This window comes from bacterium (assembly GCA_019695305.1).
In the GTDB taxonomy this organism is placed as follows: Bacteria; UBA10199; UBA10199; order UBA10199; family JAIBAG01; genus JAIBAG01.
In genome coordinates this window covers 1-18,374 of record JAIBAG010000001.1, presented here as the reverse complement: position 1 = coordinate 18,374, position 18,374 = coordinate 1, and the positions used below count along the sequence as shown (strand labels likewise).

Below are 18,374 nucleotides of genomic sequence, written 5' to 3'. Positions count from 1 at the left end.
GAAAATGGGATGGCTACATACGATGGAAATAGCCTATTGCCTTTAGCAAAAAACCCCACTATACACAGCCACCTTGTGTATGGATTATTTAACCCTTACAAAACCACGCATTAGCCTTTTATTTGCCATTACCGGTTTGGCGGCTTTTATTATGGAAGGTTCCATGATGAAAACTCCGGGCAAGATGTGGCTGCTTGTTTTGGCTATTTACATGACGGGTGGAGCTGCCAATGCGCTCAATCAGTATTTTGAGCGTGATGTAGATGCCCAAATGGCCCGTACGGCGAAAAAGAGACCGCTACCTCAGGGTAAAATTTCACCCATGAGCGCGCTTATTTTTAGTGTGGTGTTAGGTGCAGCGGGAACTTTTGTTTTGTGGTTTTTTGGGGGTTGGCTTTCTGCTTTGTTAGGGATTGGCACCATTATCTTTTACAGTTTCTATTACACGCTCTATTTAAAACCGCGCACTCCTTATAATATCGTCATCGGTGGTGTGGCTGGAGCCACGGGCCCGCTTATTGGTTGGGCTGCGGCTACGGGGCAAATTGGTTTAGCTCCGTTTATCATGTTTCTTTTAATCTTTCTTTGGACGCCTCCACACTTTTGGGCGTTGGCCTTGGGGTGTAAAGAAGATTACAAAAAAGTGTCGTACCCCATGTTGCCTTTGGTAGTGGGCGACGAAGCCACACGTAAACAAATTCTACTTTATTCATTTACTCTTATTCCAACCACCTTGGCTCTGTATTTTATCGGGGCGAGTGGAATGATTTATCTTATTAGCACTACGGTAATGGGTATTTTATTTGTGATAGCTGCCATTCATCTCTACCGCAAAAAAACCACCAAATCCTCCTGGGGGCTTTTTGCTTATTCCATTGTGTATCTGCTTCTTGTGTTTGTGGCGATTATGGTGGATTCGCTAGTTTACTGACAGAACGGTGATTTAGTCTACAAATAACGTATGGGGCTGTCAGTACAACAAGGGCAATGAAAGTAGCCTAAACTAAGGGGACTTGTTAGTAATTGGTCAATTTCCCTTGAACAAATAAGAGTTCGGTTTGCGAGAGCATCAAATCCATTTTGGCGTTTAATTCCTGCTTTTTGTAATTGGTTAAATCATTTTGCGTGCGGATTAAAGTATCGGAACTTGAGCGGCCTTGTTCAAATTTTTCTTTTTCTCCCGTAAAAGTAGCGCTGTAATTTTGTGTGGCGGCCTTGGCGGCTTTTAAGCGGGCCATTCTGTTTTTGTAACGGGTTAAGCTTTCCGTCACATTTTTATAAATTTCCTGTTCCTTGTTTTTAACTTCAAAAACTTTTTTGGTTTTGTCCATTTTAGCCATACTCGCTTCGGCCCGGCTAAAGCGGTTTTGGAGAGGTATTTTAAAATTAGTTCCAACACCCCAGGCCTCATTCACATTATCAATTTTATTATTGGCGTTAGAATAAGAGCTGTCCACGCCGTTTAAGGCTAAGCTTGCATTGACATCCAACTGAGGCCAAAGAGCATTTCTTTTAATTGAAAGAATAATTTTGTGCGCTTCCAATTCTTTTTTAAGAGCCAGATAATCGGATCGATGAGTCATGGCTTGAGTTAAGGCTTCGTTCTGAGAAGGAAGAGCAAAAATATTTTTTTCATCGGCTAACTTTAAAGTGTCATTCGGGCTAAGCGATAAATCATAGCGTAGTGTTTCTAATGCGGCCGTATAAATATTTTTAGCTTCTAAATAAGCGGCCTCTCGCGCGTTGGCATTGGCGTTAAAGCCGGAGAGATCACTATTTTCGATAATCCCTAATTCTTTTTTATTGATGTTGGCTTTGTACAGGCTCTTGGCCAAATCAAGAGCTTCTTTTTCGTACGCTAAATTTTTATAGGCCCAGTATAAATTATAATAGTGGGCCAAAACTTCAAATAAAAGTGCATCTATTTTAGCCTGTGTGGCTAAATCGAACGATTCTACCTGTTTTTTAACAGCGGTGATGTTTTTGCGCGTTTGATAACCGAATGAATTTTTAAGGAGTGATTGGCTGGCGGTGGCGCTTACGGTGGAATTATACAAAGGATTGAGTGTGACAAAGGGCGAATTGCTGGATTCCTTAATATTTTTATAGCTAGCTGTAAGCCCCATGCCCCAAGGAGTTTGCTGTAAAATATCAGCTCCAAAATCGGTGGTGCGGGTTTGTGTGCCAAAAACGCTGATAGTGCGATCGGAATTATCTCTATAATACTGATAATGAGCTTGTAAGGTAGTGTCGTAAATAGATTTGGCGCGCTCAAGTTCAAAAGTGTTTTTCTTTTGGTCTAAAATAGCCTGCTGGATATTGAGATTTTGAACGAGAGCGATTTCTTTTACTTTTTGGGAATTAAGGGTGATGATTTCTGCCCGCAAGGAAAACGGAAATGCAAAGAGACAGGTGAGCAAAAAAGTGATTTTTGTGTTGTGAAAGGACACTTTTATTCATTAATGGATGGAGCCTTAAAATGCAAGCTTGGGGATGGGAGCCCTAAACAAGATTAATTTCTCCATTCATAAACTTTTGGCATTTATCCAAATCCCACACTTCACATCTGGCTTTTTTGTATTTTTTTGCAAAAGCTTCCAAACCGTGAGTGGCCGCTTTTTTAAGCCCCGATTTTATCTCAAAGGCCCACAAATTTTGCGGCGTTTTTAGTACAAAATCAACTTCGGTTTGTCCCTCGCGCCAATAATACAAACGGCTGTTGGGAATGAGGGATAGATGTGCCCCCACAGCACATTCCAAAATTCTTCCGTACCACGAAGGATCTGCATCAAGCTTTGCCCACGATTGGTAGGCATGAATGAGCGCCGAATTCATCACAATAATTTTGGGTGAAGAGATTTTTCCCGCAAGGGCTGCTCCCGTATATTTTTGAAGGGGGGTAATGAGAAAACATTGTTCAAATAAATTGAGATAATCACGTATGGTGGTGGCATTGCCTTTATCTTGCAGTTGCCCCAATAATTTGTTGTAGCTTATTTCCTGTGCCGGATATTGCATGCATAATTCAAAACACTGGCGCAGCAGAGCTGGTTTATCGATACGCCTTTGGCTTAAAATATCCTGCCCCAATACGGGTTCGATGATGCTACCCAGCGTGTAACTCCGCCAGCGTTCTTCGTCGTTTACAAACGGGGCTACTCCGGGATATCCGCCATATTTTAAATAACGGGTTAAATCCCATCCAAACATCTGGCGGCACTCGGCAAAAGTCCAGTGTGAAGCGTGAGTGAGTTCAAAGCGGCCGGCCAGGCTTTCTACAAGTCCTTTTTGTAAGTTAAGGCTGGAAGATCCCAAAAGCAAAACGCGCAAATGTTGTTCATGGCGTGTTTGATCAAAAAGAATTTTTACCTGCTCGCTCCATCCCTGTATTTTTTGAACTTCATCAATAATGAGCAGGGCATCGGGTGAAAGATTTTGAGCTTGTTGCCAATAAAAACGAATCCACTCGGGAGTGGGAGGTGTGGGAGAATCGGCACTCACCATTATTTTTGGCCCTGTCCAGGCCTCAAAGATATGCCGGGCGGCGGTAGTTTTACCTACTTGTCGGGGGCCGAGCAAAATTTGTAAGAGTGGTTTGTCTTCTAAAAGACGGGCTTGTAATTTTTTTTCAAAAGGACGCTGGTAGCTCATACCAGCATTGTAATGAAAGCCTTTTAAATTTACTAGATGTATCTAACAAATTTGTTAGGTATATCTAGTAAAAATAAAAAAATTAATGATTACAATATATTAGAATGTGTTTAGCCAATAAATTCCACGGCTACTTTGTGGGGAATAAGCTTTTTGTCGTAAGCCATATCCAAAAAAAGCTGCACGGCTTTTTTGCCATCGGCGCCGTAATCCAGCGTGCGCTGGTTTACGTACATGCCTACAAAGGTATCGGCATCTTTTTCGCTTAAATCTCTAGCGTATTTCATGGCATGGGCTAAGGCTTCTTTGCGGTGGTTTAAACCATGAGCAATGGAGTTGCGTTGGATGCGGGCTAATTTATGCATCATTTCGGGCCCCAAATTACGGCGCACGGCATTGCCACCTAAGGGAAGGGGAAGTCCACCGGTTAATTCATCCCACCATTTGCCTAAATCTAAAATGAGATGAAGACCCATGGCCTGATACTGAAGCTGGCCTTCGTGAATAATAAGGCCACAGTCTACTTTACCTTCTTGAACGGCTTCGATGATTTGATCAAACGGGATAACCACTTGTTCAAAATTAGGTTCCACCATTTTAAGAGCCAGGTAAGCCGATGTCATGGTGCCGGGAACCGCTACTTTTTTATTTTTTAAATCGGAAACAGGGAAAGGTGTTTTAGAAATAACCATCGGTCCATATTTTTCACCCATGCTGGCGCCGCTATCGAGCAGCGCATATTTATCGGCCAGGTAAGCATAAGCGTGGATGGAAACGGCCGAGATTTCGTACTTTCCGTTCATCGCATCGCGGTTTAAGGTTTCGATATCTTTTAAAACGTGTTCAAACTCCAAGCCTTCGGCATCAATTTTGTGCTCGGCTAAAGCGTAGAACATAAAAGCGTCGTCCGAATCGGGACTGTGGGCGATGTGTATTGTCATGGACTTTTTCCTAACAAGGATGCCTGTTTAGGGCAATAAAAAAAGGTGGATACTTAGGAGGAGTTAAGGAATAGTAAGATGTTTTATGAATGATAATGATTACATGCAATTAGCCTTAAACGAAGCCCAAGAGGCTTTTGATGCTGGCGAAATTCCCATAGGGGCTGTTTTAGTTCAAGACGATCAAGTGATTGCCGTGGCCCACAATACCCGCGAGCAAAGTTTAAACCCCCTGCATCATGCCGAGATGATTGTGCTGGAAGAAGGGGCCAAAAAGCTCAAAAACTGGCGGCTGAATGATTGTACGTTGTATGTCACTTTGGAACCTTGTCCGATGTGTCTTGGTGCCTCACTTCAGGCACGGATAGGTAGGCTCGTATATGGAGCTAAGGATGATAAACGTCGCAATATTAACGAACGCACGAATGGACAAACGCACGAAGATACGAGCTACCAATTTCCTTCTCTTGATAACTTACAAGAAATTGAAGGCAATAATCATACTATTAAAATTAATTCTGGAGTTATGCGTTTAGAATGTGTCACAATTCTGCAAAGTTTTTTTAAAGATAAACGTATTAAAGGAAATATATAATGAAACTTTTTGGCGCTTTATCAGCATTATCATTTTTGGCGGCTTTAATTATGTACCAGGTAGGTTCTACCAATGGTCATTTAACAGAACTTAAGGATTTCTTTTGGGTTCCCATACCCTTAGGTATTCTTTCGGCTGTTTTGGCTTTTAAAAAGAAAAATTAAACCATTTTTTGAGTTGTAACGATCAGAAGGTATGGTTTTTAAAGCCGGAGGCTCTATTTATGATTAAAAAAATTATTCTTTTGTTTGTTTTTGTAAATATACTTTTTGTTGTGCCTTCACAGGCGTCTAGTCTTAAGGCACATAATTTTAAAGAACTTCATTTTGGCATAAGCTTTCCAGCCGAATGGACTATTACGCCGCGTGAAGACGGAATTTCTTTCAAATCCCATGATCAGAGCTATTACGGTAAAATCAAGCGCTGGATGACGGCCAAGGATGAAAAGGCACTTGTGGCATCTTTAAGACAAAATCTTGGTCAATCGGGCAAGATTATTAAGGAACAAGACAAACCCGCCGATAAAAACCCATATTATCTTTTTCATCAGTTTGTTTATGAGGAAGGTGAAATTAAAACAGCCGTTTATGCCATAGTGACCAAAACCAAAACTTATACCATTACTATTGGTAGTGCGGCAGAAAAATTTGACTTAGCTTTTGTGGAAGGGCTTGCAGGCACCTTTAAACCGCTTGAATGAGTGTCTTCAAATTTGGCCCGCATCCTATGTTAACCATTCATCCCCCGTACTATGTAAGGTATTTGTTATTTTATCCCTTTATATAGTTTCGTAACATGGGACTTAAAACCAAAGCCCCTTCAATGAGATAGCGTAATAGTGACTTAACCCGTTGCAACATATTTGTGGCCATCATGTCGCTTTCTATTACATCCACCCACCGTAGTGGCAAATACATCATCCCAATCAGCATTACATACCAAAATACTTCCATGGGTTTTCTGTAAAAGTAATTCCAATCAAGAAATAACCATTCATGGATTGTTAGTGCCGGGGTGGGCATCATGCTACCAAAAACAGTGCTTGCTATTACAAGCATGCAGGTGATGTACAAAAAGTGAATGATCAACGGTTTTTTTACCTCGGTAGAACAGGATGTTTCTGTCTGTGTTTCCACAAAAACAAGGTGGGATACTTTTACCAGGCAAATGAGCGCTGCAATAGCAAGTGGGGCACCATACCAGGCAGACTTTTTTGGGAAAAAATGAAGAAAAAAGGCGTTGATGGCCAAATTTAAGCTTACAAATTCAAAAAGCATGCGACAACACCATACCGGATAAAAAAATAAGATACGGGCGTTACTATCGTTAATTTTTTTTGTGTGATGGTAGCGGATTATTTTTAGTTTGTTTGCCTGCGCATACCAATCGGCGGCAAAAATAAAAAATAAAAACAAACCAAATAGAGGCATAGTGGCCTCATTTTTAAGAACTATGTAGGCCAAATTGCCCAAAGTAGGCGCTACAAAGAGCATAAACAAAAAAATGGCAACATCCGTTAAAATAATAATGCGTAATGTCATGGGGCTATAACAAATTTATCATCTTGCCAAAGCAGTTTGTAAAGAAGCTCGGGTTTTTCGGAATCGTGAACTTCAATGGTTGTGCCAGTTTCAGGAAGTTTATAATAGGGGAATATCTCTCTACCTTTTTGCTGGGCTAGTTTTTCGTGCAAGATTTGAAGATTATTAGGTAATGGTTTAGTCTCCTCCCATTTATTTGACGTATAAATTAAAAAATCTTGTTTGTTACACATGCAACCCGCCCCGCAGCTAACAGTAACAGCAATCATATTTTGTTGAGTTTTTTTCATTTTAAACAGGGCAATTTCCATGGGGAAACCCTCAGAAATAGTCTTAATATAACCATTTTTTATATTTTGGTGTTGAATGGCTGCCATCCTTTGAGAAGAAGAGGCTTCAGGTGGTAATTCGCAGGCAAAATATTTTTCGGGCAATAATAAATAATAGTCCAAAATATTTTGCGGTTCCTTTGCATGTGCCAAAAATGTAAGTGAGCTAAGAAGGATGGTAAAGTAAATTAGATTTTTCATAATATTATACGTCAAAATATAGTGTTATATAAACCATGCGGTTTATATAAAATAATTATGCGTCTTATTTCTTAATGGTGTTCAGATTTTGAATATCCTTGGTTTCTTCATCTATAATAGGATCTCCTTTTATACGAAATTTTTCACTGGCCCAGTCACCTAAGTCAATCAATTTACAGCGTTCACTACAAAAGGGACGAAAAGAATTCTCCTCATAACGGGTCATTTTTTGGCAATGAGGGCATTTTACATCCATGTCTTTTAATTACTCAATTCGTATAAATTTTAAAGAAAATTGTGTATGTAAGGGCGCACGGCCGTGCACCCCTACTTCTTCATAGACATCCCCAGTTACGGGTGTTATCAATTATAAGAATGGATCAGCAGCTTCGCTACATTGCCGTGGAAGGGCCTATTGGGGTGGGAAAATCCACCTTGGCTAAAATGTTAGCGGCCGATATGGGGGCCCGTGTTATTTTAGAAGAAGCCAAAGAAAATCCCTTTTTGGCTCATTTTTATCAAGATCCAGAACAATACGCTTTTCAAACTCAGCTCTTTTTTTTGCTCTCACGCTATCGCCAACAAATCGAGCTCAAACAACAAGATCTCTTTAGCCAGGCTACTGTTTGCGATTATGTTTTTGCCAAAGATCAAATTTTTGCTCACATGAACCTTTCACCCGAAGAAATGGATCTTTATAAAACAATTTATTCACTACTTGACGCGCGCCTGCCCAAACCCGATCTTGTCGTCTTTCTTCAGGCCGATCCCGATGTTTTGTTATCGCGTATTCGCAAGCGCAAGGCCGCTTTTGAAAAGGGAATTGCTGGTGATTACATCGAACAGCTGGCCCAAGCTTATAGTGAGTTCTTTTTTCAGTACAATGACACACCGCTTCTAGTGGTGAACACCTCCGGGCTCGACTTTGTAAAAAACAAAAATGACTATGACATGCTTAAAAAAGAGTTGTATCATGCTTATAAGAGCGGTAAGCAGAAGCATTATGTCACGATTGACAATCGTTAACATAATAAGTACCTAATATTACTAGGGAAAAGGAAAAAATGTCACAGCACACCAAACACAACACCGACAAGATTACTCTCCCCAAAATCCAAAAAATGGCCAAAATGGGCGAAAAAATAAGCATGGTAACCGCTTACGATTATACCATGGCCCGTATGGTAGATGCTGCTGGCGCCGACATGATTTTAGTAGGGGATTCTTTAGGCATGGTTATTCAGGGCCATGATAGCACCCTGCCGGTTTCTATTGGCGAAATGATCTATCATACCAAGTGCGTGGCTCGTGGCGTTACGCGTGCCATGATTATGGCCGATATGCCTTTTATGTCGTATCAGGCAAGTCACGAAGAAGCCGTGCGCAATGCCGGTGAGTTACTCAAAGTAGGGGCCCAAGGGATTAAAATTGAAGGTGGCGAGGAATTGGGCGATCTTATTTGGTATCTTAACAAAGTGGGCATTCCGGTGATGGCCCATGTAGGTTTAAAACCGCAATCCATTCACACCATGGGTGGTTATAAAACTCAGGGTAAAAACAAATTGGATGCCGAAAGTATTATTGAAGACGCAAAAATTTTGGAAGAAGCCGGTGCTTTTTGTATTTTAATGGAAGGTATCCCTACCGAAGTTGCCCAAAAAATTACCGAAAGCGTAGAAGTGCCTACCATTGGTATTGGTTGTGGGCCGCACTGCCATGGACAGGTACTAGTATGTAATGATATTTTGGGATACTCGCCCGATTTTAAACCCAAGTTTGTAAAAACCTATGCCCATTTGTATGATGAATCGGTAAAAGCGTTATCGACTTATGTAAACGAAGTTAAAAAAGGTGTGTTTCCGGCTGAAGAACATGCTACCCATCAAAACTTAACTATTGTGGATGGTGGCGACGATAATGTAACGCCAAAAAAATCGAAAAATTTCCTGAAAAAGAAAACTGATTTTACACAAAAGTGAAAAAGCCTGTTGTCATTTTAAATCCAAAAAAAATGCAAAAAATAGCCCTAAGCTTGCGGGCTAAAAAAAAGACGATTGGTGTTGTTCCCACTATGGGTTATTTACATTCGGGACACGAATCGCTCATTAAAGCCTCCGTTAAAAAATGTGATATCACGATACTCACTATCTTTGTGAATCCCTCACAATTTGGCCCCAATGAAGATCTCTCGCGCTATCCGCGTGATGAAAAAGGCGATATCGCCATGGCCAAGCGAAACGGCGTCGATTACGTTTTCTTGCCTACTCCGCAAACCATGTACCCTGATGGTTACGAGACTTATGTCGAAGTGGGAAGTACGGCTCAATATTTATGTGGTGAATCGCGTCCCGGGCATTTTAGAGGTGTGGATACAGTCGTTTTAAAACTATTTAACATTACGCAACCACACTATGCGTTTTTTGGTCAAAAAGATTTTCAGCAATTGGCTGTCATCCGCCGCATGGCACTTGATTTTAATTTGCCTATTAACATTGTAGGCCTTCCTACCATACGCGAAAAAGATGGCTTGGCCAAAAGCTCGCGCAATGTCTATCTCTCTCCTATAGAACGGGCCAAAGCGCTCTGTTTATCGGCTGGTCTTAAAAAAATTGCCGATGCTGTAAAAGGTGGCTTTACCAATGTGGATCTTTTGGGCGATATTTTAAAAACAGAAATTTCCCAACACCCCGATATCCGTATCGATTACATCGCGTGCATGGATGCCGATACCATCAAACCCTTATCTATTTATAAAAAAGGAAAAACTCTTTTTGCTTTAGCTTGTTTTGTAGGAAAAACCCGCCTGATTGATAACGTAGTTGTTTGAAGACCAAAACTGGAGTATAAGAAAAAAATGGACATTATTTCTGCTAAATATCTCATTACCATGGATGCCCCGCCACTTATGGCCGGAGCCATTGCCGTTGAAAATGGCGAAATTATAGATGTAGGAAGCGAAAAAGATCTTTTGGCCCGTTACGAAAATGCGCTTTTGGAAGAACATCCTCATCATGTTCTCATGCCTGGCTTAGTCAATGCGCACACACATTTAGAAATGACCTTGCATAAAAATTATCCCTACGATCCTGTGCGCCAAATGGCTGTGGATGTTAGTTTTGTAGATTGGCTGATCTCGTGTATCGATTACAAAAAGCAAAGCGGCCCCGAACGTTTGCGTCAGGCCGTTCAGGAAGGATTGGATGCCGTTATTGAAAGCGGAACAACCTGTGTGGGAGATATGGGTTCCTTTGAAGGTTTGCCTGTTTGTTTGGATGAAGTGGGTATACGTGCTGTTATTTTTCCCGAAGTGCTCAGTTACGATAGTTCGGTAGCGCAAGATTTGTATGAAACGGCCATGGCCATGATTGAAAAATACATGGATTTTGATTCCGATTTAATTGGTGTGGGTGCCGGGCCTTACTCACCGTATACGCTGTCACGCAACATTTTAAAAATTATGGCGCAGTATTGTCGTTCCAGTAATTTGCCATTGATGATGCATACGGCCGAAAGTTTTAGCGAAGTAGAATTTTTTTACAATTCCACCGGTGATATTGCTACACGTCTTTTTCCCAACATTGGTTGGGGCGATACTTTGCCACCGGCTTTTCATAAAACCCCGGTGCATTATTTGGAAGACATCGATTTTTTAAGAGCATCGCCCATTTTGGTGGGATGTTCGCAAATTACACCGGCTGATGTTGATCGTATTGCTGCATCTGGTTCTAAAATAGCCTGGTGTCCTCGTTCGGCACGTTACTTGAAAGAAGGTGTGCCTCCTATTGCCCAGTTACTGGCAAAAAATGTTGTTTTAGGATTGGGAACGGATGGAATTTCATCGGTCAATACGCTTTCGATGTGGGATGAAATGCGTATGGCATTAGAAATTTTAAAAAATGCTCAAGGTGGCGAAGCGGAAACCGTTTTAAAAATGGCTACTGTAGGAGGCGCCAAAGTATTAGGACTTTCCGATCAAATAGGCACTCTTACGCCAGGTAAAAGGGCCGACTATATTCTTGTTGATACAGCCCATCATGACGATACCAGTAATTTGTATGCGGCTCTTATTCATCATACCAAAGGGTTTCATGTACAAAAAGTGGTGGTGGATGGAAAAACAATTAAAAATATGAATTAACCCTTTCTTGCATGAAATTTTCTTCTCTCATTTTTTTACTATTATTATCTTCCTGCCATGTTGCTCCTGTTTCAAAAGATGAAATTGTTGTTGGTATTGAAACCTATCCTCAAGAATTAGACCCACGTAAAACGGTTGAAGCTTTGCCCGCAAAAGTTTTTAAACTTTTATACGCGGGGCTTTTTACCTTTGACGAAAAGCTTAATTTGGTACCTGAGCTAGCACAATCGTATGCATTTAAAGAAAATCGCTTGGAAATTACTCTTAAAAGCGATGTTTTGTTTCATGATGGTACTATTTTAACCTCGGCCGATGTGAAGGCTACTTACGAATCGCTTCCTGCAGTTAACTCTCCTTATGCTGCCTTGTGGAATGATTTGGATAAAATAGAAGCTCCCGATAATCATCATGTGGTTTTTTTTCTTAAAAATAAAACCCCCATATTTTTAACGCAGTTAACTTTTCCCATCCTTAAATTAACGGGTAATACTTTTAACCCTGTTGGTACAGGGCCTTATCGCTTGGAGTCTACCGTTTTAAATGAAAAAGTGGTGTTAACGCGTTTTGATGAATATTTTGGAGAAAAAGCTAAAAATAAAAAAATTATTTTAAGAACTATTTTAGATGATACCCTGCGTTCGTTAGAACTTATGAAAGGTCGTTTAGATATTGTACAAAATGCAGTGCCGCCAGTTTTGGTTTCGGCTTTAGAAAAAGAAAAAAATATTTCACTTCAATCGGCAGATGGAATTAATTTTTCATACATTGGTTTTAATTTAAAAAATACGTATCTCAATAATCCAAAAGTACGTCGGGCTATTGCTCTGGCTATACCACGTACTGAGCTTATTACTTATAAATTAAACGGGCTTGCCACTCTGGCCACTTCAATTTTGTATCCCGAGCATTGGGCCTTTAATAATACTCTTAGCCAAATTGCATTTAATGAAGACGAGGCTAAAAAAATGCTGGATGAGGCTGGATTAACCGATCCCGACGGAGATGGCCCCCAAATGCGTTTTACGCTTACCTATAAAACATCCACTAAAAAAGATCGCGTGGATATGGCTCAAATTATTGCCGAGTATTTACGAAAAATTGGTATTGGTGTTACGGTAAAACCGTACGAATGGGGTACATTTTTTTATGATATCCGTACCGGAAATTTTGAAATGTACTCGCTTACCATGGTGGGAGTTACCGATCCCGATATATACTATACCAATTTTCATTCGTCCCAAATGCCACCTAACGGCCGAAACCGGGGCTATTATGTAAACCCAACCGTTGATATATTGTTAGACAAGGGGCGTTCTGAAATGGATGGTAATAAAAGAAAAGAAATTTATAACGAAGTACAAAAAATTATTTTTGATGATACAGTAGTAGTTCCTTTGTGGTACGAAAAAAATTACACACTTAGCCAAAAAAACGTAAGTGCTTATACTTTACGCCCCGATGCCGGTTTTCAGGGGTTGGCAAAAATTATAAAAAATTAAAAAATAAATTGTTGGGCTAAAAAGGTAACAATAACGGGTATTGTTAAATTATCCCAATCTCTAAAAGGCAGTGATTCTAAAAAAGCGCCAACCAAAGAAATTACAACGGCTTTGCTGGGTGGCAAAAAGTAGAGTGCAATGGGGAAGGCTGATAGAAAAAAACCTAGTGTTCCTACCAGAGTTTTGCGATTGAAAAAAAAGATTTTGGTAACGCCCCATTTTTTTCCCATCCAGGCGGCTAAAGTATCCGATAAACCCACCATATAAATACCTACCAGAGATGCTTTCCACGAAAAAAAGGTGATAGAAAACAGAACGCCTATGGCCAGTAAAAGTGGAGCTTTGGCAAAAGTATGCTTTTCGTTATCGCGATGCATGAAGCCGATAATTTTATTAATACCGCCTGTGCGTCCTTTCAGTTTAAAAAATTCACATGTGGCATAAAAAATAATAAAAAAAATTAAAGCGCACATGGTTAATTTTGGAAAATAAAGGTGGGCAAAGGGTACGCCCAGTGAGAGCATGTGCACAAATTTGCGAGAGTACTCAAACGAGGTTTTTTGCGTTATCTTGTCCATCGTTTACAGAGCCTTTAACTTGGGAGGTTCAACGTCCACAGCCTTTAAACGCTTATCGTGGGCCTTTTCGTGCGAGGCCATGAAATCTTCATCGGGTTTAAAGAGACTTTTTTTACGGTAGTTACTTTTAAGCTCGGCATATTGGCTTCCAGTAATGAGTCTAAATGGTATGCGGATTATGTAAAATACGGGAATTAAAAAAATACTGGTAGCTAAAAATTGAAAAGCTTGCGTAATACTTAAAACGGCCCATTCCGATTGTGATAAAAAAATTTCTTTTCCTAAAATGCATCCAAATCCAAGGGTTGCTAATATAGAGGCTGTTATCAAATGTGGTAATATCAAATGCCCACGCCATAATTTGCGAGAGAGTTGAAAGCCAATAATACCTGTAAGATGCATAATAAAAAGGCTTAGGGCTATATTGAGAGTTTTTTCCAACTCAAAATTAATAACCGAGTGTAAAACGGTGCTTAATGTAATGCCACCCTCCAAAAAAGGGAAAGAAGGAATAGCTGCAAAAAAAGACCAAATACAAATAACAGCACCTGCTGACATAAAAGGCATAGCCCACCATTTTTTAGATCCATAGAGATCGGTTAACATGCAAAAGATGATGTGAGCTGCTGCTGCAAACAAGATAGTGAGTGGAAGAATTCCCAATTTAAGCGGATGTGTTTCGTTATAAATGGTGAGTAATAATGGATCGCTCTCTAAAATATGAAGTGAGTATTCATTAAAAAACCAAGAGGCCATGCAGAAGAAAAGGCCCATCACAAAAAGAAACGCAAAACTATGCGGATGTTTACTGGCAGGCATGAGGAGAAGTATAAAACAGCTCTTATGTTTACGCTAGTCTCAATTATTTATTTTGTGCCAGTAACAACAAAATTATCTTACCGTGGTTGAAAGTGAGGCCAAGGTTTAAAAGGGTGGGGATCATCTTTTACTAAAATCCAAAAGGGTTCTCCGGCACGGCGCCAGGGGTCTATAATTAAACCGCTTTCAAAAGGCGCTCCTTGGGGTACTAAAACAGCTACATTGTGCTCGGTTATTTTGCCAGGATGAGCTTCGGCCCAATAGGCAGTAAAATAATCACGTTTGATAGCTGTAATGGTTTCCAGTAAATCTTGAGCCCAATGTTTGCAGGCCCCGCGTTTTTTAATTTTGGCTAAAATAAGCAGGTTTTGTAGTGACGGTGTTCCAACAATTTTGTATTCCTTTTTTAAATATTCAATTCTTTTAATAATGGCTTGAGCCAAAATATCGGCTTCATTTGTCATCGCTTCATTTTGTTTTTCATCTAAGGAAAGGTGATGATGGTTAAAGTTGCGGATAAGATCGTGCTTAAGCCTATATACCGTTTCCCAAAAGCTAAATATTTTTTTTTGTTCCAAATATTGTTTTTTAAGCTTTTTATCGGCCGATGAAAGTTTATTTAAATTTTTATAATTACTGTCATTAAATATACTAATTTTATAAGACCCTGCCTGATTAACAATAGCTTTGAGCCTATTTTGAGAAAGCTGGTACATTTCATCGGCATTTTGGGCCTGGGCTATTGCAGGAAGCAAACATAATAAAACAAAAAGCCAAAAGCGTTTGAAATACAACGAACTATATGTCATTTTGATACTCATGGCTTTTATTTTAAATGCTCTTATTCGTTTTCGTTTGGCCGTAGTTTGTCTTGTCTTGGCTCTTTTTTTCTTTTTTCTCAAACCTTTTTTAAGTTTTGTTATGCATACCAATAATGCACTGCCGGTGTGGTTTAGCGGGAGTAGCGTTTCTATGCAAGAGCTGGATCATTTTTATGACACTTTTGGCAACAACCGCTTTTTGTTACTCGCTTATGATACTGAGAATGTGTTTTCAACACAGGCTCTTGAATTTGCCAAAAGTTTTACGCAGGAGTTAGAACAAAACCCACATATTACTAGTATTGCCGGTTTTGGAAACATGCAGGATTTTTATGCGAGTGAGGATGAATTGATAGTAAAAACTCCTATCGATTCTTTGCCCCTTTTATACCAAGTTAAAGATGACTTGAGTTTATCGGACAGGATTAAAGAAACTTACAAATCTTACCCCTACTATAGCCATCGTTTTTTTTCGGAAGATACAAATACAATGGTGTTTTATGCAGGGCTAGCCGATGATGTAAGCCCAGAGAGTGTATTAAGTAGCTTAAATAACAAAGTGTATGCCTCGGGTCCGCTTGTTACCGATGAAGCCTTAAATAAGAAAATTCTTCACGATCAAATTTTATTTTTGCCCCTTGTATTTGGCGGCATCATTTTTTTACTTCTCATCATCACGCGTAGTATTTTTGAAACCATTGTGCTGGCTTTTATGGAAGCCTTTTTAGTGGTGACGGTGATTGGGTCTTATGGATTCTTGGGTTTTACTTCTAACGTGATTGTATCGGTTGTGATTCCCGTTTTGGTGACAGTGACTATTGCTAATGGCATTCATTTGGTGCTTAGGCTTCATGCAACTAAAGATCTTAGTTTTAACGAGGCTATCATCTACTGTGTGCAGCATTTAGCCAAACCTTCTTTTTTTACGGCACTTACTACCATAGCCGGTTTGTTTTCATTTTCACCCAGTACTATCCCGCCACTGCAGCACATGGGATATTTGTCGGGCTTGGGAGTATTGTGGGCGCTGTTTCTTAATTTATTTATTTTGCCGGTATTTCTCTCTTTTGGTTTTAAAAATTTTACGGCCAAACGTCACCACCACTTTTTATCTGCCGCACTTGAAAACTTAGCCCGTTTTTTAATGAAGCATGCCACTCTTGTTAAGGTTTTTGTACTGGTTCTGATTTTTATTTCTGTTTTGGGTATTTCAAAAGTTAAGGTTGAATCTAATTTTGTAAAATATTTTCCCAGTCACGATTCTATCCGTACAAACTTTGAAAAGCTCGATCAAGTTTTGGGTGGCATTGTCCCTCTTGAAATTTTAATTAAAGCACCGGATGGGAAAATTATTGCCAAAGATCCGGAGTTTCTTAAAAAATTAGACCAACAGTTTGATGATATCGCAAAAAAAACGGGTGTGCGGGTGTTTTCGGTAATTCCTGTTATTAAAAAATTAAACGGGGTTTTAGGAGATACAGAAAGCATTCCCGATACTAAAGAAAAAATAGCGGAACTTTATTTAGTGGCCGAATCTTCCGGCGAAAATTTATTATCCCGTTTTAAAAGTACGGCTGGTGATGAATTGCGTTTTGAAGTTCATTCCCAGTGGGTATCTGCCGAGGATGTGCAAAAGATTGTTGGTCAGATCAAATCTATTTTAGAAAAAGATAATCAGCTTACAGTGACGGGCTATGGGTGGTTATGGGTTTTACTCAATAATAATATCATTAAAAGTCAGCTTTTTAGTTTGGCGTTGTCGCTTGTGGTGGTGACCATCCTTATGATTGTGTTACTTAAGAGTTTTCGTTTTGGCTTGGTGAGTCTTATTCCCAATTTAGTGCCGCTTATTATTGGCGGTGGCATCATGGGTTTTTTAAATTACCCTGTAGATCTCGTGACCGTGATGATTTTTAGCCTCACCTTGGGTGTGGTGGTGGACGATACTATTCATTATGTAGAAACCTACCGGGAGTTTTTAAAAAAGGGCCATAAGCATGCTGAGGCTATTATTAAAGCGCATGGTACAATCGGCGTTTCTATAACCTATACAGCCTTTATTTTAACACTGGGGTTTGGTATTTTATGTTTTGCCGGGTTTGACCCCACTTTTCGTTTTGGCTTGCTCACAGCGCTTACTCTCTTCATCTCCGTCATCTTCGAAATTTTTATGGGGCCGGTAGTTTTTAAAAATATGGAGCGTTAAGTCGTTTATTCTTCGCCAATAGAGAGATCCTGATACCGCAGCCATTTTTTGGTGATAGATTTACCACTATATTCAGCTAAAACGTATTCGCCCGAAATATCATATAAGGTGACACTATCTCCTGCGATGACATATGAACCTGTTTTATGTTCGGGGGCAGGCTCATTGTAAAAGTAAGCTTTGGGTGATTTTATTTTAAGCTCTATAGGTTTCAGTTTTTCGGATATCTCCTCGTACGATGAAGCGACATATTGTTTGGTAACGTTTCCGCTCGTATCGTGTATAAAAATTTTTAGTAAACCACTTCCTACAACGGTGGTGGTATTGATGAACAAATATGGTTTATTGTTAAGAATACGGTATATCATGGTATCGTAGGTATTACCGCTTTTGGAACCCGACCGTATTTCTCTAAAATCTTTTCTAATTTCTGGATTAGCCATGTCGGTTATAGATGGTACAATTTTATTTTGCTCCAAAAGATAAAGATCGTAAAAAATATTTACACCCATATAGCCGGCCGATTTTGCAATGGCTAAATCGTTAACGCCATCAAAGTTAAAATCTTCCACAATCACTTGCGTGTTATTGTTAAAAGTTTCTGCTGGTACAACACTCGTAATAGCTTGAGTAGCTTGGCCTGGAAGGTTTAGATTAAATTTTCCGTTATTATAGCTAAGAGTAGCTTTAAGTGCGGGTGTTAGAGGGATTGCCTGTTCACTCGGTTTATCGGCAGCGATATTTAACGTAAGGGCTTGTGCCTGATAGGAAATTAATAAGAGAGAAATAATAAAAATTTTTTTCATAAACATTCAGTAGCGAATTTCTACTGCTCCATTTTTATCCGTTCTATATACCCGAATCCCTCTTTTTTGAAAACGTTCTAATATTTCCTTGTGTGGATGCCCAAAATGATTGCCTAGTTTAGCCCCAAGGCTTGCGACTTCTGGTTTTACTTTATCTAAAAACAAGTCTGTGGATGAAGTTTTGCTGCCATGATGTGGTACTTTTAAATAATCCGCCTTAATATCATCATTAATCAGCGCATATTCCGC

General features: G+C 39.8%; 21 protein-coding genes. 10 read left to right on the top strand and 11 right to left on the bottom strand.

Annotated elements, in window-relative coordinates:
* Positions 1-79: 79 nt before the first annotated feature.
* Positions 80-931 carry a heme o synthase gene (locus tag K1X76_00105; protein ID MBX7147458.1) on the top strand — a complete coding sequence of 284 codons (852 nt, stop codon included), beginning with the start codon at positions 80-82 and terminating at the stop codon, positions 929-931.
* Between the two features lie 85 nt (positions 932-1,016).
* Here the strand turns inward: K1X76_00105 and K1X76_00100 are convergent, their stop codons facing one another.
* The 3 genes from K1X76_00100 to K1X76_00090 all read right to left on the bottom strand — a co-directional run bounded on the left by K1X76_00100 (position 1,017) and on the right by K1X76_00090 (position 4,592).
* Positions 1,017-2,450: a TolC family protein gene (locus tag K1X76_00100; protein ID MBX7147457.1), complete on the bottom strand. Its 1,434-nt coding sequence runs from the start codon at positions 2,448-2,450 to the stop codon at positions 1,017-1,019.
* A gap of 52 nt (positions 2,451-2,502) precedes the next feature.
* Entirely contained in the window at positions 2,503-3,651 is a 1,149-nt protein-coding gene (locus tag K1X76_00095) for an AAA family ATPase (GenBank protein ID MBX7147456.1), read from the bottom strand.
* A 110-nt stretch (positions 3,652-3,761) separates the two neighbouring features.
* Positions 3,762-4,592: an ABC transporter substrate-binding protein gene (locus K1X76_00090; protein MBX7147455.1), complete on the bottom strand. Its 831-nt coding sequence runs from the start codon at positions 4,590-4,592 to the stop codon at positions 3,762-3,764.
* An 85-nt stretch (positions 4,593-4,677) separates the two neighbouring features.
* Between K1X76_00090 and K1X76_00085 the strand changes: the two genes are divergently transcribed.
* From K1X76_00085 to K1X76_00075, 3 genes are read left to right on the top strand one after another with little or no spacing between them, the layout of a single operon-like run.
* Positions 4,678-5,187: a nucleoside deaminase gene (locus K1X76_00085; GenBank protein MBX7147454.1), complete on the top strand. Its 510-nt coding sequence runs from the start codon at positions 4,678-4,680 to the stop codon at positions 5,185-5,187.
* Positions 5,187-5,351 (top strand): hypothetical protein, encoded by a 165-nt coding sequence (locus K1X76_00080; GenBank protein ID MBX7147453.1) that lies wholly within the window; start codon positions 5,187-5,189, stop codon positions 5,349-5,351. Before K1X76_00085 ends, K1X76_00080 begins: the two co-directional genes overlap by 1 nt.
* A gap of 59 nt (positions 5,352-5,410) precedes the next feature.
* Entirely contained in the window at positions 5,411-5,887 is a 477-nt protein-coding gene (locus K1X76_00075; protein MBX7147452.1) for a hypothetical protein, read from the top strand.
* A gap of 70 nt (positions 5,888-5,957) precedes the next feature.
* On the opposite strand, the gene K1X76_00070 is transcribed toward K1X76_00075, so the two are convergent.
* The 3 genes from K1X76_00070 to K1X76_00060 all read right to left on the bottom strand — a co-directional run bounded on the left by K1X76_00070 (position 5,958) and on the right by K1X76_00060 (position 7,514).
* The gene (locus tag K1X76_00070; GenBank protein ID MBX7147451.1) at positions 5,958-6,728 is read right to left on the bottom strand and encodes a hypothetical protein; all 771 of its coding nucleotides are present in this window, start codon (positions 6,726-6,728) and stop codon (positions 5,958-5,960) included.
* Positions 6,725-7,258 (bottom strand): hypothetical protein, encoded by a 534-nt coding sequence (locus K1X76_00065; protein MBX7147450.1) that lies wholly within the window; start codon positions 7,256-7,258, stop codon positions 6,725-6,727. Before K1X76_00065 ends, K1X76_00070 begins: the two co-directional genes overlap by 4 nt.
* Before the next feature lie 64 nt (positions 7,259-7,322).
* Positions 7,323-7,514 carry a DNA gyrase inhibitor YacG gene (locus tag K1X76_00060; GenBank protein MBX7147449.1) on the bottom strand — a complete coding sequence of 64 codons (192 nt, stop codon included), beginning with the start codon at positions 7,512-7,514 and terminating at the stop codon, positions 7,323-7,325.
* Positions 7,515-7,633: 119 nt separating this feature from the next.
* On the opposite strand from K1X76_00060, the gene K1X76_00055 reads away from it, so the two are divergent.
* The 5 genes from K1X76_00055 to K1X76_00035 are packed head-to-tail and all read left to right on the top strand — an operon-like array spanning position 7,634 to position 12,895.
* Positions 7,634-8,284, top strand: coding sequence for a deoxynucleoside kinase (locus tag K1X76_00055; GenBank protein MBX7147448.1), 651 nt, complete (start codon positions 7,634-7,636; stop codon positions 8,282-8,284).
* Between the two features lie 38 nt (positions 8,285-8,322).
* Complete coding sequence (gene panB / locus K1X76_00050; GenBank protein ID MBX7147447.1) at positions 8,323-9,237, top strand: 3-methyl-2-oxobutanoate hydroxymethyltransferase; 915 nt, start codon at positions 8,323-8,325, stop codon at positions 9,235-9,237.
* A gap of 32 nt (positions 9,238-9,269) precedes the next feature.
* Positions 9,270-10,085, top strand: a complete 816-nt coding sequence (gene panC, locus K1X76_00045; GenBank protein ID MBX7147446.1) for a pantoate--beta-alanine ligase — start codon at positions 9,270-9,272, stop codon at positions 10,083-10,085.
* A gap of 27 nt (positions 10,086-10,112) precedes the next feature.
* Positions 10,113-11,396 carry an amidohydrolase family protein gene (locus K1X76_00040; protein ID MBX7147445.1) on the top strand — a complete coding sequence of 428 codons (1,284 nt, stop codon included), beginning with the start codon at positions 10,113-10,115 and terminating at the stop codon, positions 11,394-11,396.
* Between the two features lie 11 nt (positions 11,397-11,407).
* Positions 11,408-12,895, top strand: a complete 1,488-nt coding sequence (locus K1X76_00035; GenBank protein ID MBX7147444.1) for an ABC transporter substrate-binding protein — start codon at positions 11,408-11,410, stop codon at positions 12,893-12,895.
* Here K1X76_00035 and K1X76_00030 read toward each other — a convergent pair.
* The 3 genes from K1X76_00030 to K1X76_00020 form a co-directional block, all read right to left on the bottom strand.
* Positions 12,892-13,473 carry a hypothetical protein gene (locus K1X76_00030; protein MBX7147443.1) on the bottom strand — a complete coding sequence of 194 codons (582 nt, stop codon included), beginning with the start codon at positions 13,471-13,473 and terminating at the stop codon, positions 12,892-12,894. The two genes, K1X76_00035 and K1X76_00030, sit on opposite strands and share 4 nt — an antisense overlap.
* Before the next feature lie 3 nt (positions 13,474-13,476).
* Positions 13,477-14,229 (bottom strand): hypothetical protein, encoded by a 753-nt coding sequence (locus K1X76_00025; protein MBX7147442.1) that lies wholly within the window; start codon positions 14,227-14,229, stop codon positions 13,477-13,479.
* A 140-nt stretch (positions 14,230-14,369) separates the two neighbouring features.
* On the bottom strand, positions 14,370-15,101 hold the full coding sequence (locus K1X76_00020; GenBank protein MBX7147441.1) for a hypothetical protein: 732 nt from the start codon (positions 15,099-15,101) through the stop codon (positions 14,370-14,372).
* Positions 15,102-15,111: 10 nt separating this feature from the next.
* Here K1X76_00020 and K1X76_00015 point away from each other — a divergent pair, with 10 nt between their 5' ends.
* Complete coding sequence (locus K1X76_00015) at positions 15,112-17,319, top strand: MMPL family transporter (GenBank protein ID MBX7147440.1); 2,208 nt, start codon at positions 15,112-15,114, stop codon at positions 17,317-17,319.
* Between the two features lie 5 nt (positions 17,320-17,324).
* On the opposite strand, the gene K1X76_00010 is transcribed toward K1X76_00015, so the two are convergent.
* Both K1X76_00010 and K1X76_00005 read right to left on the bottom strand, forming a co-directional pair.
* Entirely contained in the window at positions 17,325-18,125 is an 801-nt protein-coding gene (locus tag K1X76_00010) for a hypothetical protein (GenBank protein MBX7147439.1), read from the bottom strand.
* Between the two features lie 6 nt (positions 18,126-18,131).
* The coding region (locus K1X76_00005) for an MBL fold metallo-hydrolase (protein ID MBX7147438.1) at positions 18,132-18,374 on the bottom strand (243 nt) is incomplete at its 5' end.

Coding starts and splice junctions, on each gene's coding strand:
- K1X76_00035 (MBX7147444.1), top strand. CDS start 11,408: ATGAAATTTTCTTCTCTCATTTTTTTACTATTATTATCTTCCTGCCAT.
- K1X76_00090 (MBX7147455.1), bottom strand. CDS start 4,592: ATGACAATACACATCGCCCACAGTCCCGATTCGGACGACGCTTTTATG.
- K1X76_00020 (MBX7147441.1), bottom strand. CDS start 15,101: ATGACATATAGTTCGTTGTATTTCAAACGCTTTTGGCTTTTTGTTTTA.
- panB (MBX7147447.1), top strand. CDS start 8,323: ATGTCACAGCACACCAAACACAACACCGACAAGATTACTCTCCCCAAA.
- panC (MBX7147446.1), top strand. CDS start 9,270: ATGCAAAAAATAGCCCTAAGCTTGCGGGCTAAAAAAAAGACGATTGGT.
- K1X76_00070 (MBX7147451.1), bottom strand. CDS start 6,728: ATGACATTACGCATTATTATTTTAACGGATGTTGCCATTTTTTTGTTT.
- K1X76_00105 (MBX7147458.1), top strand. CDS start 80: ATGGATTATTTAACCCTTACAAAACCACGCATTAGCCTTTTATTTGCC.
- K1X76_00025 (MBX7147442.1), bottom strand. CDS start 14,229: ATGGCCTCTTGGTTTTTTAATGAATACTCACTTCATATTTTAGAGAGC.
- K1X76_00065 (MBX7147450.1), bottom strand. CDS start 7,258: ATGAAAAATCTAATTTACTTTACCATCCTTCTTAGCTCACTTACATTT.
- K1X76_00055 (MBX7147448.1), top strand. CDS start 7,634: ATGGATCAGCAGCTTCGCTACATTGCCGTGGAAGGGCCTATTGGGGTG.
- K1X76_00040 (MBX7147445.1), top strand. CDS start 10,113: ATGGACATTATTTCTGCTAAATATCTCATTACCATGGATGCCCCGCCA.
- K1X76_00075 (MBX7147452.1), top strand. CDS start 5,411: ATGATTAAAAAAATTATTCTTTTGTTTGTTTTTGTAAATATACTTTTT.
- K1X76_00015 (MBX7147440.1), top strand. CDS start 15,112: ATGGCTTTTATTTTAAATGCTCTTATTCGTTTTCGTTTGGCCGTAGTT.
- K1X76_00095 (MBX7147456.1), bottom strand. CDS start 3,651: ATGAGCTACCAGCGTCCTTTTGAAAAAAAATTACAAGCCCGTCTTTTA.
- K1X76_00085 (MBX7147454.1), top strand. CDS start 4,678: ATGAATGATAATGATTACATGCAATTAGCCTTAAACGAAGCCCAAGAG.
- K1X76_00030 (MBX7147443.1), bottom strand. CDS start 13,473: ATGGACAAGATAACGCAAAAAACCTCGTTTGAGTACTCTCGCAAATTT.
- K1X76_00010 (MBX7147439.1), bottom strand. CDS start 18,125: ATGAAAAAAATTTTTATTATTTCTCTCTTATTAATTTCCTATCAGGCA.
- K1X76_00060 (MBX7147449.1), bottom strand. CDS start 7,514: ATGGATGTAAAATGCCCTCATTGCCAAAAAATGACCCGTTATGAGGAG.
- K1X76_00080 (MBX7147453.1), top strand. CDS start 5,187: ATGAAACTTTTTGGCGCTTTATCAGCATTATCATTTTTGGCGGCTTTA.